Genomic DNA, 13,539 nt, shown 5'->3' on the forward strand with positions numbered 1-13,539 from the left:
TGTTGTTCTTTCCGTCTATGGCCCTGTTCAGCTGCGCCTCGGTTTAGCTGGCGAAGTTGAGGAGGACTTTGCCGGATTGGGCGGAGTTGCGGGCGGTGTCGAAGGCTTCGAGGGCGTCGGTGACGGGGTAGTCGTGGGTGATGACCGGGTCGATGGTGAGGGTGCCGTCGGCGAGGGCGGTGATGACCTCGTCGATTTCGTCGTTGAACCGGAACGAGCCTTTGAGGTCCAGTTCGCGGGTGATGGCCAGGGAGATCAGGACCGGCTGCGGGCCGGTGGGCAGCAGCCCGACCATGACCACGGTCCCGCCCCGGGCCGCGCCCTGGATCGCTGAGGCCAGGCCGTGGTGGTTCCCGGAGGATTCAATCACGACGTCGGCCTGCACCCTGGCGATCGCCTCACCATCGGCGGCGTTCAGGACCTCGTCCGCGCCCACCGCCATGGCGATCTCCACCGGTTTCTCATGCATGTCGACCGCGACGATCCGGGCCGCCCCGGCGCGTTTGAGCACCGCGACCACCAACGCCCCGATCGGTCCGGACCCGATCACGAGCGCGGTCTTGCCGGCCACGTCCCCGGCCCGGGCCACCGCGTGCCAGGCCACCGACGCCGGTTCGATCAACGCCGCGGTGCGCAGGTCCAGGTCCGCCGGGAGGGTCCGGAGCATCCGGACCGGCACGTTCACGTACCGGCTGAACGCACCGTCCGTGTGCGGGAACCTCGCCGCGGAACCCAGATACGTGCACCCCGGGGACAGGTTCGGCCGGTCCGCCGGATACCGCGGCGCGTCCGGGCCCGTCCCAGGGCCCGGGGTGGCCGGATGCACCGCCACCGGCGTCCCCGCCCCCGGGCCGGAACCGTCCGCGGCGGCCCTGACCACCCGGCCGCTGATCTCATGGCCCAGCACCAGGGGCGCCTTCAGGATCGACTCGCCCGCCGCGCCGTGCAGCCAGTAATGCAGGTCCGACCCGCAAATCCCGCCATACAGCACCTCGACCACGGCCTCCCCCGGCCCCGGGGCCGTCAGCGGGACGTCCTCGACCCGCAGGTCACCCTTGGCGTGCGCGACCACCGCCGGACCCGAAACCGGAAGCGCGGTTTCCGCCGCTGCCGTTGCTGCCGCTGCTGCGTCTGTTGTTGTTTCTGTTGTGTGGGTCATCAGACCACCACCGTCATTCCGCCGTCGATAAAGATCGTCTGCCCGTTCACGAAATCAGACCCGGACGAGGCCAGCCACACCGCCGGGCCGGCCAGATCCTGCACCGTGCCCCACCGCGCCGCCGGGGTCCGGCCCAGGATCCAGGCATTGAACTGCTCATCATCCACCAGGTTCTGCGTCATCTCGGTATGGATGTACCCCGGCGCGATCCCGTTGATCTGCAACCCGGCACCAGCCCATTCCGCGGTCATCGCCCGGGTCAGGTTCCGCAGCCCGCCCTTCGCCGCCACATACGGGGCGATCGTGGGCCGGGCCAGGTCCGTCTGCACCGAACAGATGTTAATGATCTTCCCGTGACCCCTGGGAATCATGTGCCGGGCCGCCTCCCTCCCCACCAGGAACGCGCTGGTCAGGTCCGTGGAGATCACCCGCTCCCAGTCCTTCACATCCAGCTCCAGCATCGGCACCCGGTGCTGGATCCCGGCATTGTTCACCAGGACCTCCAACGGGCCCACATGCTCCTCCACCCACGCCACCCCGGCCGCGGCCGCAGCATCGTCCGTGACATCAAACACCACACTGTGCACCCGCCCCGGCGCGTACTCCGCGGCCATCGCCGCCTCCGCAGCCTTCAACCGCTCAGGATTCACACCGTTCAACACCACCGTCGCCCCCGCATCAGCCAAAGCCCGAGCCAACGCATTACCAATCCCCCGGCTCGAACCAGTCACCAAGGCAACCCGCCCGGTCAAATCAAAAAGTGAAGTCATGAAGAGCAGCTCCTTCGCCGCGGTCTGCGCAGTGCGCAATGGTTGTTCGTTGTCGTGGGCCCTGAGGCGCGGGAAGCTGCTGCCTTAGAAGGGGCCGCGCTGCACGAGGTTGGCGGGGGCCTGTCCCGCGGCCAGCGCTTCGAGCTGCTGCCGCAGGAGCTTCAGGATCCGCGGCTGGAAGGCGGACGCGTTGCCGCCCACATGGGGCGTGATGAGGACGTTGGGAGTGGACCACAGCGGGTGGTCCTGCGGAAGCGGTTCCGGATCGACGACGTCGAGGGCGCACTGCAGGCGGCCGGAGAGGACTTCCTTGGTGAGGGCCGCCGTGTCCACCACCGGCCCGCGTCCCACGTTCACCACGAGGGCGCCGTCGGGCAGCGCAGCGAGGACTTCCCCGCCGATCAGGTGGTGGGTGTGGTCGTTCAGCGGCAGAACCGAGACCAGGATGTCGTGCGTTCCGGCGAGCGTGGCCAGGTCCGCGGAGGCGTGGACGTCGCCGTGCTCGTCGGTCCGCGCCGCGCTTCCCACGCGGGTGACCGTGACCTCGAAGGGCTCCAGGCGGCGGGCAATTTCGTGCCCGATCCCGCCGACGCCCACCAGGAGCACGCGGCGGTCCGCGAGGGACTGGCGCCGCTCCGGCCGCCAGAGGCCGTACTGCTGGTCACGGACTGCCTGGTCGATGCCGCGCAGTTTGGCGAGGATCAAACCCACCGCCAGTTCCGCCGTCGCCGCCGCGTGCACGCCTGAGGCGTTTGCGACGCCGGCCGCCGGACCAGCGGCCTCGACGACGCCGTCGTATCCGGTGGACTGTGTCTGGACGAACTTCAGTTCGTCCACCTGTGCGAGCGATCCCAGAACCGCGCCGGCGTTGATGTAAGGGAGGATGACGCCGTCGATCTCACCCAGCGTCCCGCCGTCGGGATCCGACTTCATGTCCCAAACAATTCCCTTGAGCCCTTCGGGGAGGGGCGAGAGATCGGCGAGCAGTTGCCGGTCGGGAAAGCTGACGGTGCGTACTGGTTGCATCGGAAACCTATCCATTCTGGGAGCGGGTGGTGAATTGGGTGGGGCGGCCCTGGCCGGCCCCACCCTTGGCAACTCTAGGCCTGGCGCCGGTCGAACGTGAGTCCGCCGGGGACCTGGAAGGTGGGCATGAGTTCCATCATGCCGACGTTCACGTGGCGCGGTGTTTCGATGGCGTAGTCCATGGCGTTGACGATGTCGTCGGTGGTCAAGGATTCGTAGCCCTCGTAGTACGTCTTCCAGGCCTCTTCCATGGCCTCGGGCGAGCCGCCCATGTTGCGTCCGAAGATCTCGGTCTCGACGCGTCCGGGGCAGATCTCGGTGACGCGGATGCGCTTGCCGACGGTGTCGTTGCGCAGCTGGCGCGAGATCTGGTGCACGGCAGCCTTGGTGGCGTGGTAGACGGTGTGGCCGTAGAAGTTGTACAGGCCGGCGATGGAGCTGACGTTGATGACGTGGCCGCGGTCGCGTTCCACCATGCCGGGCAGAACCAGGCGGGTGAGCTGGAGCAGGCCGCGGAGGTTGACGTCAACGAGTTCGTCGATGTCGCTCTCCGAGGAGTCCAGAATGTTGCCTGGCCGGGATACGCCGGCGCAGTTCACCAGAACGTCGATCTCGAGATGTCCGACGGCGGCCGTCAGGGCCGCGGTGTCGGTCAGGTCAACGACGTGGGGAATGGCGCCGGTCTTGTCGGCAAGGTCGTTCAGGCGTTCCTCGTTGCGGGCAACGGCGTGGACGGTGAGTCCGCGCTTGGCGAGGCGCTCGGCGATCGCGGCACCCATCCCGGTTGAGGCACCGGTGACGAGGGCTGTTGAGTAGTCTGAAAACGGCATTTAAGTCTCCTGTTATTGCAGTATGAGTGTTAGGCGTCGCGCAGCGGCAGGTGCGCGCGGTCCTTGACGGTGCTGACGGCCGCCAGTGTGCCCAGCGCGGTGATGACGGCGTAGAAGGCGGGCATGTAGACGTTGCCGGTGGACGAGATCAGCCAGGTCATCAGCAGCGGGGCGGTTCCGCCGAAGAGTGCCGAGGAGATGTTGTAGCCCAGGCCGTAGGCCGAGTACCGGACGCGGGTGGGGAACAGTTCCACGATCAGGATGTGGATCACGGCGGTGTGCCCGGCGAACACAATGGCCATGATGCAGGCGCCCAGGATGGCGAGGGCCATGTTGCCGGTGGCGATGAGTGCATAGGAGGGGATGCCGAGGACGGCCATGGCGATTGCGGAGCCGGCGATGACCTTCTTGCGTCCAATGCGGTCAGACAGGGCACCCATGAACGGGATGGCGATGCAGATGACCACGAGGCTGCAGGCGGTGACGAGGAGTGCCTCACCGATGGTGAAGTTGAGCTGCTTGCCCTTGAGGAACGTCGGCATATAGGAGAACAGGACGTAGTAGCCGGAGCCGTTCATGAGCGGGATGAACAGGGCCAGGAGCATGGCGCGGCGGTGTTCGGCGGAGGCGAAGGCCTCCTTGAGGGGGTTCTTGGACAGGCCGCCCTCTTCCTTCAGCTTCACGAAGTTGGGGGTGTCCGCGATGGCCTTCCGGATGTACCAGCCGATGACGCCCATGGGGATGGCGACGAGGAACGGGATGCGCCATGCGAACGAGCCGAAGCCGCCGCCGTCGATCGCTGCCTGCGTGAGCCAGGGGGACATGGAGAAGGCGACCAGGGTGCCGGTAAGCAGGGCGGCGAAGGATGCGATCTGGGCGTAGGAGGTGATGATGCCGCGCTTGCCTTCGGGGGCGTGCTCGGCGAGGAAGGTCATGGCGCCGGCAGCCTCGCCGCCGACGGAGAAGCCCTGGAGGAGCCGGAGCAGCACAAGCAGCACGGGGGCTGCGATGCCGATGGCCGAGTAGGCAGGCAGGATCCCGATGCCGGCGGTGGCGATGCTGATCAGCAGGATGACGAAGACCAGTAGTTTTTGGCGTCCGATCTTGTCGCCCAGGATGCCGCAGACGACGGCGCCGAGGGGGCGGACGAAGAAGGACACGGCGTAGCCGGCGAAGACAAAGAGCAGGGCGTTGTCCGGGTTGCCGGGTGCCAGGAACACGAGCGCAAGCGTTCCGGCCATGAAGGCGAAAATGCCGTTGTCGTAGAGCTCAACAAAAATTCCGACGCACCCGGCGGTGACGACTTTCCGGGTCTGCCTCGCATCGAGGCGGTCGTGCTGCGGTGCAGTCGCACGCGTTGGTGTAGACATTTTCATTCCTAACTTGGACTTAGTTCGAGGGGAGGTCATCGGTGATCCTTAGCTGCCAGCTGCCGGTATAAGTTCCGGCCAGCCGGGCTCTTTTCCGATGCCAAGGAGGGCGAAGATTGTGCTGATGCGGGACCGTAGGTTTTCCAGTTCCCTTATTGCGGCCCGATGCTTTGCTGTGGCTTCGGGGACGGTGGTTTTGCGGAAAGTGATGGTGTGCCCGGGGCGGGCCTGGGCAAGGGTGTCGAGCGAGCGGCTGGTGACCACTGCCAGTACGGGGTACCCGGCGGTGACGCCGCGCCCCCGGTGCAGCACCAGCAGCTCTTCCCTGGAGGGAACCTCGATGGCTCCCACCGGAACGCCGCGGGACAGCACCTCGGCTGACGACTGGCGTTCGGGAAGCGCCCCGCCGAGGCGCAACCCGATGTGGTTGCTCCGGCCGCTGACGGTGTATTCGGTGTTGTACAGCAGCTCTGCTGTGTCGCCGAATTCGTCAACGTCCGGTCCGTCCGTGACGTCGATGACCGCCCGGCTGCTGAACTCGGGCCGGGTCAGCCCCAGCCGGAACAGCGGAAGGTCAAAGTATGGCTGCCGGATGGGTCCGACGCTCCTGGAGGTCGTCAGCTCGGTGCCCTCGGAGAGCCGGAGGCCGAAGCCGACGACCGTGTCCGGGGCGCAGCTTCCCAGCAGTTCCGGAGCCTCGACCGAACCGTGGACCGCAAGGTAGGCGCGGAGGCCGCCGGTGATCCGGCGCGCCGCCACGGTTTCCCCGGCACGGACGGACACCGGTTCCCACTGCGGGCATTCGCGCCCGCCGACGGTGAGGGTCAGCGGTGCGCCGGTGACGGCGATGAGTAGGTCGGTGGTGGCCTGCATCCGGAAGTCGAGGGCTGTTATTTCCAGCAGCGGCGCGTTGTCGGCGTTGGCGGCGAGGATGTTCGCCGCCCGTGCCGAGAACTGGTCGAGTGCCCCGTTGACGGGGAGCCCGAACCGGGGTCCGCGGAAGCGGCCCAGGTCCGTGACCACCGAATTTCCGGGCTGCTGGATGATCAGTGACCCGGTCATCGCGCTGCCTCCAGTTTCCGGCCCGTGTACTCTGCGAACTCTTCCGGCTGGATCTGGCGGAACGTCAGGCGGTCGCCGGGAAGGTAGGGAACCAGCGGCTCACTGCCGGCGTCAAGGACGGTCAGCGGGGTTTGGCCGATGACGCACCATCCGCCCGGCGCCACCGCGGGAGCGATGACTGCCTGCCGGCCGGCGACGGCCACGGCACCCGCCGGAACGGACAGCCGGGGGTCCTTCAGCCGCGGAACGGGGAGGGGGAAATCGGGGCCGTCCATCATGGGCGAACCCGCGGGGGCGCCCAGGCAACGGATGACGTAGGACTTGGCCGTGTGGAGCGCGATGATCTCCTCCACGGAGAGCTGCTCGTGCTCAGCAACGCGCTCGAGGTCCGGACCGTATTCGCCGCCGTACACCACGGGAACACTGAACTCGCGGGGCGTGCGGGCGGGTGCACCCACGTGCTCCAGCTGGCGCAGGCCAAGGAGGACAAAGGCCCGTACCTGGCGCGCGGAGGTGACCCCGGGGTCAAATTCCACGAGCAGCGAGTCGTACGTCGGCACTGCGCCGTGTACGCCGTCGGCCCCGGCGGTCTCAAGCCACTGCGCGAGGGAATGGACGGTGCTCCAGTTGGCCTCCGTGTCAGCGGAGGAGGCCACGACCCGCAGGGCTGAATCCCCGGACTCGAAGATCTCCACCGGAGTCAGGTTTGGGGTGGCGGTCATGTCAGGCGACCTTCTCTTTGGCGGCCAGCACCTGGGCGAGCGGGGCAATGGTCACGCCGGCGTTCTCCAGTTCGGCGCGGACCCGGCGGGCCAGCTGCACCGCGCCAGGGGTGTCCCCGTGCAGGAGAACGGTGTCCGCAACAATCGGCAGGTCTGTGCCGGCGACGGTTTCAATGAGTCCCTCGCAGACCATCCGCACGGTGCGTTCGACGATGACGGCAGGATCGTGGATCACGGCGCCGGGGCGGCCGCGGGGCACCAGGGTGCCATCGGCTTCATAGGCGCGGTCGGCGATGCCGACGATGCCGACGGGGAGCTGCCGTTCCGCGGCAGCGGAGGCCAGTTCGCCGTCCTGGGCAAGGACGATGAGACCGGGGTTCAGGCGGGCGGCGGCATCGGCCACGGCCACTGCGTAATCGGCCCGGGTGGCAACCAGGTTGCCCAGCCGGCCGTGCGGTGCAATGTGGGCCACGGTGGTGCCGTGGTAGGCGGCGAAGGCGCTCAGGGCGCCGAACTGGTACAGGACGTCGTTGCGGACCTCGTCCGCCGTCAGGTCCATGGCGCGCCGGCCAAAACCACGCAGGTCCGGGAAGCTCGGGTGCGCCCCGATGCTGACGCCGCGGCGGACGCATTCGGCCACGGTGGCGTGCATGATGTCCGGGTCACCGGCGTGGAAGCCGCAGGCGATGTTGGCACTGGAAACCACCTCGAGCAGGGCAGCGTCGTCGCCCATCGAGTAGGCGCCGAAGCCTTCTCCGAGATCTGCGACGAGATCAACTGTGAGTCCCATTATCTGCCTTCCTGGGGTGGTTAGCAGCGGCCCTGCCCGCCGGGGCAAAGGGATCAGCTGCGCTGGTGATGAGGTGTGTCCGAACTGGCCCTGCGAGGGGTTCCCGGTTCGGTGCTGCCGGGCTGCCGGCTTCTGCAAAAAGTCTGACACCGGGATTTGGCTCACACAAAGACGTAATCGGTGTCACGGGATAGGTGCCGGTTATGACCAGTGCCGCTATGGAGTCCATGACCGTTCCCTTCCCAGTAAGGAGGATTCGGCCCTTGCCGGACCGCCCTCATTGCATTGAACATATGGACCGTTTATTTCGGGAATGTAAAACGGGTCATCTATTTCGATAAAACCTATTTCCATGCACAATGCATCTGACCCCATAGGGAAATTGCATGTCCCCCGAGGGGATAGAATGTAGCCTTAATGAAATAGCGTTCTGGGTTCAACCTAGTGTCAGCGATGTGGATCACACAAAGACCTATTGCGTGTCCCTCCATAGCATCCCGTTATGACCTTTCGGGTTCAGGACGCCGCAAAGAGAGAGGGCGGCCGTGGATACCAGGAAACTGGCGTACTTCGTACAGATCGTGGACTCGGGGAGCATCACCAAGGCCGCGGCTGCGCTGCACGTGGCCCAGCCGGCCCTGAGCCAGCAGGTTTCGGCGCTTGAGACAGAACTGAAGCAGCGACTGCTGATCCGCAGCAAGCAGGGCGTGCAGCCCACGGCCGCCGGGCACACGCTGTACCGCCATGCCCAGTCCATCCTGCGGCTCGTCGCGCAGGCCCGAGTGGACGTTGCCAAGTCGGGGGCGGCGCCGTCCGGCCGTGTGTCGATTGCCATTGCGCCCTACAGCATGGCATCGAGCCTGACCCCGCAGATCATCAGCGAGGTGGCCCGCCGGTACCCCGACATCGTCCTGCACGTCACGGAGATTTACGGCGGCGTCCTGAGTGAAGCCATCAAGAACGGCCGGCTGGACATGGCGCTCATCTACGAGCCCGGCCCCATCCGCGGCGTCCTGTTCACCACCATGATCGTCGAGGACCTGCACCTGGTGGTCAACGCCGCCAGACCGGACGTTAACTCGGAGAACGGCGAGATCACGCTGGAGGAGGTGGCCCGGCTGGGGCTCTTCCTTCCCGAGAAGATTCACACGCTGCGCCAGGCTGTGGAGGCGGGTTTCGACAGCAAGGGGCTCAAACTCCAGCTCGTGGGCGAGGTGGAGTCGGTGCCCTCGCTGACCCGGCTGCTGCGGGCCGACCTTGGGGCCACCATCCTGCCCAAGTCGGCGGCGGACGCACTGTTCCACGAGGAGGACTTCCATGTCCTGCGGATTGTGGACCCGGCGCTGCAGTGCAAGATCGCGCTGTGCACACCCGATCACGACCCCCTCTCGGAGGCGGCATCGGCAGTGCTCCTGGTACTGAAGGAAATGCTCCAGGAAATGCTTAACGACAAGTACGGCCGATCATAGCTTTGACTTATTAGGGCACTCATCATTTGTCTTAGTAACCGAGTGCGCGGGATTCTAGTATTGGTGGCAAGCCAAGAAATTGCGGTGAATGATATTCCGCAGACAATTCAACGGGGAGCCAGCCATGAAAAAGATCAGCACCGCCAGGAGAACTTCCGACCCGAGCCTGGGGCTTATGGCCAAAACGGGGTCGCACTGCCCGACCAACGGTTTCTGGCGGCCAGCGGACCGGTCCGCAGCGCCCATCTTCGTTTTCGAGGGCAGCATCATGCCGGTCAGCGGAGGCGGGTCGACGGTCTGGCACCTGGAGGACGCTGTCTTCGGCGCCCCCGCCTACCCAGTCCCCCACCGCGTCTAGATTCAGTACGACGGCGGCGCTGCCGCAGCTTGGGCTGTCTGCTCACCACGGCACCCAACTGGGTAGCACTTCAGGGCGTTCTCAGCGCTGGGAACGCCCTGTGCTGCTACCTACTTTTCGGTCTCATGTGGATCCGAAAAAACTATTTCGATCCCGCCCGCATCCGGCGCCCTATCGGCCCTTTATTGTCGGTCCCCCTTGGCAGACTGTGTCCATGGAAGGCTTCGGGAATTCAGCACTGACAGCAGCGGCGCCGCGCTTGGTTCTGCACGCTGCCGCGGTTCCCGACGCCTTTATTGCAGACGCCGTTTTTCCTCTTGCCGCGTTTCCGGAAGATGCGTTCACGAACGACGGGCTTCCCTATGACGATGATGTCGACGCCGCGTATCCGGCATCGTTGCCGGAGGATCCGTTTCCTGAGGCCCTGTTTGCCGACCGTCCTTTCGACGAGGACCTCTTTGACGACCGCTTTTTGGACGACGGCGTTTTTAGGCACAGCGTTCCCTCGAGCGCTGCTGCATCCTCGGGCCGGTTTTTCCCGGCAGCTAACCTCACCGCCGACAATGCCGGGCTGATCGACCAAGTCCGAGCCTACGAGAACATCAAGTGCTGGGCCGCCGGGCAACAGGCACGGCTTTCTGTGACCTTCGAGGCCCGGCTCCGCCAGGAATCCACCGGCCGGCCGCCACTGGCCGCCGAGGACCTGGGCAAGGGCCGCGGCAAAGACCAGGGCCTGGGCGCGGCCGAGCAGATCGCACTGGCCCGGGGCGAATCCCCAAACCGCGGGCGCCGGCTCCTCGGCACAGCCAAGGCCCTGACACAGATGCCACACGCCCTGGCCGCACTGGACACCAGGGCAGCTGAACGAAGAGCGGGTCATGCACGTCGCGAAAGAGACCGCCTGTTTGAGTGTCGAAGACCGGGCTGCCGTTGACGAAGAACTCGCCGCCGACACCGGAACCTTCGTTGGTGCCGGAACCCGGACCGTCATCGCAGCCGTGAGGGCCGCCGCCATCCGCAGAGACCACCGCTCCGTGGCCCAACGGGCAAGCCATGCCGCCTCGGAGCGCAGGGTCAGCCTGCGCCCGGCCCCGGACTGCATGACGTATCTGACGGCGCTGCTGCCGGTCCACGAGGGCGTCGCGGTCCTCGCGGCGCTGACCCGGAACGCCGACTCGCTCCGGGCCGGCGGAGATCCGCGCTCCCGCGACCAGGCCATGACCGACACCCTGGTCGAATGGACCACCGGCACGCCCGGCGGCATCATCGGCATCGAGCTTAACGTCGTCATGACCGACCGCACCCTCTTGCAGGGCGATTCCGAACCCGCCCGGATCCCCGGCTACGGCACCGTCCCCGGAGACTGGGCCCGGAACCTGGTGACCACCGAACAGGCCAAGGGAGTTGAGGAGCTCAAGACCTGGGTCCGGCGGCTCTACACCGCACCCGGGACCGGCGACCTGGTGGCCATGGACTCGCGGCGGCGTCTGTTCCCGGCACCACTGCGCCGCTTCATCCAACTCCGCGACGACACCTGCCGCACCCCCTTCTGCGACGCCCCGATCCGCCACCACACCACATCATCCCCTGGCACGACGACGGCCCCACCACCCTGGCCAACGGCGCGGGCCTGTGCGAAGCCTGCAACCACACCAAAGAACTCCCCGGCTGGAAAGCCCAACCCAGGCCAGGACCGAGACAGACCATCGAAATAACGACGCCAACCGGCCACGTCTACCAGTCCACGGCACCGCCACTGCCCGGCACTCGGCTGCCCGGAATCCCGTTGAGTGACACCAGAGTGCTCGGAACTTGGGCGCGCGAGTCCCACGAGTCGGACCAGCCCGGCCCAGCCCCGTAATGGGCAGCCTAGATACGCGTTAGATACGCCTGAGGCGGGACAGAAGACTGTCCCGCCTCAGGTCATACCGCTAAGCGACTACGCGTGCTCGACCAGCAGGCCCTTGGCCTTGAGCACCTCGGTGAGGTTGCACAGGTCGATGGTGGTTCCGCCGGCCTTGTAGAGCCCGATCAGCTCGCGCTCGGCGTCGTCGCGTTCCTGCGAGAGGCGGATGACTTCCTCGATCTCGTCTTTGCGGACAACCACCACGCCGTCGGCATCGCCGCGGAGGACGTCGCCCGGGTAAATGATCTCGTCACCGAAAACCACCGGGTGGTTGATCGGGCCGATGGTTTCCTTAACGGTGCCCTTAATGGACACGCTTCCGGAGAAGACGGGCAGGCCCAGCTCGATGAGGTCCTGGGTGTCGCGGACACCGGAGTCCGTCACCAGGCCCGCGAGGCCCTTGGCCTTCATGGCGTTGCCCAGGACGTCGCCGAACGTGCCCGCTTCCTCGTACTCCCCCGCCGCGGCCAGGATAACGTCGCCGGCCTCGGCGTAGTGGATGGCCACCTGCAGCATGAGGTTGTCCCGCGGTGCGCAGCGGACCGTAGTGGCGGGGCCGCAGAAGGACATGCTGCGGTCGATCGGCTTGATCCTGGAGCTGAGCGCGCCCTTGCGGCCCTGTGCCTCGTGGATCGTGGCCGAGGAGAACTGCGCCAGGCGGCGGACGGCGTCGGCGTCGGGTCGTTCGATGTTGGTCTTTACGTGGATCACGGGGTTTTCCTTCATTTGGTGGGGTTAGGTGAGGGCCCGGCTACTGGGGTTAGCTGAGGGCCCGGACGGCCTTGTCGATGGCTGCGATGGACTCTTCAATGACGTCGAGGCTGGTGGCGTAGGAGATGCGGAAGTATGGACCCAGTCCATAGGCCGAGCCCTGGATGACGGCGACGGAGGCTGCCTCCAGAAGATAGAGCGTGAAGTCCTCGTCGTTGGCGATGACCTTTCCCTCCGGGGTGGTCTTGCCGATGGCACCGCCGCAATTGACGTACGCGTAAAAGGCACCTTCCGGCGTCGCGCATGAAAGGCCGTCGACGGCGTTCAGCGCGGCTACCGCTGCATCGCGCCGGCTGCGGTAAACCTCGACGCTCTCCCGCACGAAGGACTGGTCGCCGGTGAGCGCGGCAGCGCTGGCGGCCTGGCTCACCGAGGACGGGCAGGAGGAGATCTGGGACTGGAGCTTATTGATGGCCGCGATCAGCGGCGCCGGTCCGGAAGCGTAACCCAGCCGCCAGCCGGTCATGGCGTAGGCCTTCGAAACACCGTTGACAGCAAGGATGCGGTCCTTGAGTTCCGGAGCAACCTCCACCAGGCTCAGAATCCGGCCGGAGCCGAAGTAGATCTGGTCGTAGATCTCATCCGTCAGGACGTTCACGTGCGGGAAGTCCGCCAGAACATCGGCCAAGGCCCGCAGTTCCGACTTGGAGTACACGGCGCCCGTGGGGTTTGACGGGGTGTTCAGGATGACCCACTTGGTCCGCTTGTTGAGGGCACCGGCCAATGCTTTGGGGGTGAGCTTGAAGCCCGACTCCTCGCCGCAGGTGACAACCACGGGCGTGCCCTCGTTCGCGAGCACCATGTCCGGGTAGGAGACCCAGTACGGTGCGGGAACCACAACCTCGTCGCCCGCGTCCAGGGAGGCCATGAACGCCGTGAAGATCACCTGCTTGGCGCCACCGCCGATCGTGATCTCGGCCGGGGTGTAGTGGACGCCGCTGCGCAGCTCGATGGTCTGGAGGATCGCCTTCTGCAGCGCCGGCGTGCCGGTGACCGAGGTGTACTTCGTCTCCCCCTTGCTGATGGCTTCAACCGCTGCCGCCTTGATGTGCTCAGGGGTATCGAAGTCCGGCTCGCCGACCGTCAGGTCCAGGATCCGGCGCCCTTCTGCCTTCAGCTCACGCACGCGGGCCGCTGCGGCCACGCTGGCAGATTGCTTGATGCGGGACACTCGCGATGCAGGTTCAAATTCAGACATGGTCTCTTCCTAGGGAGTCAGGACGAAGCGATATTCGTTCCTTCGACACTAGGGAATCCCGGCCGGTCTGGATAAGACCTAATCTGCGTGGACGGATAAGCGTCTCTT

General features: G+C 66.1%; 12 protein-coding genes and 1 pseudogene. 3 read left to right on the plus strand and 10 right to left on the minus strand.

The window, feature by feature from the left end; all coding sequences use genetic code 11:
* Positions 1–43: 43 nt before the first annotated feature.
* From LFT45_RS19445 to LFT45_RS19480, 8 genes are all read right to left on the minus strand, one after another.
* Positions 44–1,159, minus strand: coding sequence for an L-idonate 5-dehydrogenase (locus LFT45_RS19445; protein WP_236805215.1), 1,116 nt, complete (start codon positions 1,157–1,159; stop codon positions 44–46).
* Complete coding sequence (locus LFT45_RS19450; protein WP_236805216.1) at positions 1,159–1,929, minus strand: SDR family oxidoreductase; 771 nt, start codon at positions 1,927–1,929, stop codon at positions 1,159–1,161. Before LFT45_RS19450 ends, LFT45_RS19445 begins: the two co-directional genes overlap by 1 nt.
* An 84-nt stretch (positions 1,930–2,013) precedes the next feature.
* Positions 2,014–2,955: a 2-hydroxyacid dehydrogenase gene (locus tag LFT45_RS19455; RefSeq protein ID WP_236805217.1), complete on the minus strand. Its 942-nt coding sequence runs from the start codon at positions 2,953–2,955 to the stop codon at positions 2,014–2,016.
* Between the two features lie 74 nt (positions 2,956–3,029).
* Positions 3,030–3,785: an SDR family oxidoreductase gene (locus LFT45_RS19460; RefSeq protein ID WP_236805218.1), complete on the minus strand. Its 756-nt coding sequence runs from the start codon at positions 3,783–3,785 to the stop codon at positions 3,030–3,032.
* 29 nt (positions 3,786–3,814) lie between these two features.
* Entirely contained in the window at positions 3,815–5,155 is a 1,341-nt protein-coding gene (locus LFT45_RS19465) for an MFS transporter (RefSeq protein WP_236805219.1), read from the minus strand.
* A 48-nt stretch (positions 5,156–5,203) separates the two neighbouring features.
* Positions 5,204–6,217 (minus strand): biotin-dependent carboxyltransferase family protein, encoded by a 1,014-nt coding sequence (locus LFT45_RS19470; protein ID WP_236805220.1) that lies wholly within the window; start codon positions 6,215–6,217, stop codon positions 5,204–5,206.
* Positions 6,214–6,939 (minus strand): 5-oxoprolinase subunit B family protein, encoded by a 726-nt coding sequence (locus LFT45_RS19475; protein ID WP_236805221.1) that lies wholly within the window; start codon positions 6,937–6,939, stop codon positions 6,214–6,216. The genes LFT45_RS19470 and LFT45_RS19475 overlap by 4 nt, the downstream gene beginning before the upstream one ends.
* A 1-nt stretch (position 6,940) precedes the next feature.
* Positions 6,941–7,729 (minus strand): LamB/YcsF family protein, encoded by a 789-nt coding sequence (locus LFT45_RS19480; RefSeq protein WP_236805222.1) that lies wholly within the window; start codon positions 7,727–7,729, stop codon positions 6,941–6,943.
* A gap of 545 nt (positions 7,730–8,274) precedes the next feature.
* On the opposite strand from LFT45_RS19480, the gene nac reads away from it, so the two are divergent.
* From nac to LFT45_RS19495, 3 genes and pseudogenes are all read left to right on the plus strand, one after another.
* The gene (gene nac / locus LFT45_RS19485; protein WP_236805223.1) at positions 8,275–9,198 is read left to right on the plus strand and encodes a nitrogen assimilation transcriptional regulator NAC; all 924 of its coding nucleotides are present in this window, start codon (positions 8,275–8,277) and stop codon (positions 9,196–9,198) included.
* A gap of 124 nt (positions 9,199–9,322) precedes the next feature.
* Positions 9,323–9,556 (plus strand): hypothetical protein, encoded by a 234-nt coding sequence (locus tag LFT45_RS19490; protein ID WP_236805224.1) that lies wholly within the window; start codon positions 9,323–9,325, stop codon positions 9,554–9,556.
* Between the two features lie 214 nt (positions 9,557–9,770).
* A pseudogene (locus LFT45_RS19495) lies at positions 9,771–11,417 on the plus strand (HNH endonuclease).
* A gap of 78 nt (positions 11,418–11,495) precedes the next feature.
* On the opposite strand, the gene LFT45_RS19500 reads toward LFT45_RS19495, so the two are convergent.
* Positions 11,496–12,173, minus strand: a complete 678-nt coding sequence (locus LFT45_RS19500; protein ID WP_236805225.1) for a 4-carboxy-4-hydroxy-2-oxoadipate aldolase/oxaloacetate decarboxylase — start codon at positions 12,171–12,173, stop codon at positions 11,496–11,498.
* Between the two features lie 49 nt (positions 12,174–12,222).
* Entirely contained in the window at positions 12,223–13,431 is a 1,209-nt protein-coding gene (locus tag LFT45_RS19505) for an aspartate transaminase (RefSeq protein WP_236805226.1), read from the minus strand.
* Positions 13,432–13,539 lie beyond the last annotated feature (108 nt).

It is taken from the genome of Arthrobacter sp. FW305-BF8, assembly GCF_021789315.1.
In the GTDB taxonomy this organism is placed as follows: Bacteria; Actinomycetota; Actinomycetes; order Actinomycetales; family Micrococcaceae; genus Arthrobacter.

Excerpts from the sequence above, each read along its gene's own strand:
- LFT45_RS19455 (WP_236805217.1), bottom strand. The coding sequence starts at position 2,955 with ATGCAACCAGTACGCACCGTCAGCTTTCCCGACCGGCAACTGCTCGCC.
- LFT45_RS19475 (WP_236805221.1), bottom strand. The coding sequence starts at position 6,939 with ATGACCGCCACCCCAAACCTGACTCCGGTGGAGATCTTCGAGTCCGGG.
- LFT45_RS19450 (WP_236805216.1), bottom strand. The coding sequence starts at position 1,929 with ATGACTTCACTTTTTGATTTGACCGGGCGGGTTGCCTTGGTGACTGGT.
- LFT45_RS19445 (WP_236805215.1), bottom strand. The coding sequence starts at position 1,159 with ATGACCCACACAACAGAAACAACAACAGACGCAGCAGCGGCAGCAACG.
- LFT45_RS19460 (WP_236805218.1), bottom strand. The coding sequence starts at position 3,785 with ATGCCGTTTTCAGACTACTCAACAGCCCTCGTCACCGGTGCCTCAACC.
- LFT45_RS19505 (WP_236805226.1), bottom strand. The coding sequence starts at position 13,431 with ATGTCTGAATTTGAACCTGCATCGCGAGTGTCCCGCATCAAGCAATCT.
- LFT45_RS19490 (WP_236805224.1), top strand. The coding sequence starts at position 9,323 with ATGAAAAAGATCAGCACCGCCAGGAGAACTTCCGACCCGAGCCTGGGG.
- LFT45_RS19480 (WP_236805222.1), bottom strand. The coding sequence starts at position 7,729 with ATGGGACTCACAGTTGATCTCGTCGCAGATCTCGGAGAAGGCTTCGGC.
- LFT45_RS19465 (WP_236805219.1), bottom strand. The coding sequence starts at position 5,155 with ATGTCTACACCAACGCGTGCGACTGCACCGCAGCACGACCGCCTCGAT.
- LFT45_RS19470 (WP_236805220.1), bottom strand. The coding sequence starts at position 6,217 with ATGACCGGGTCACTGATCATCCAGCAGCCCGGAAATTCGGTGGTCACG.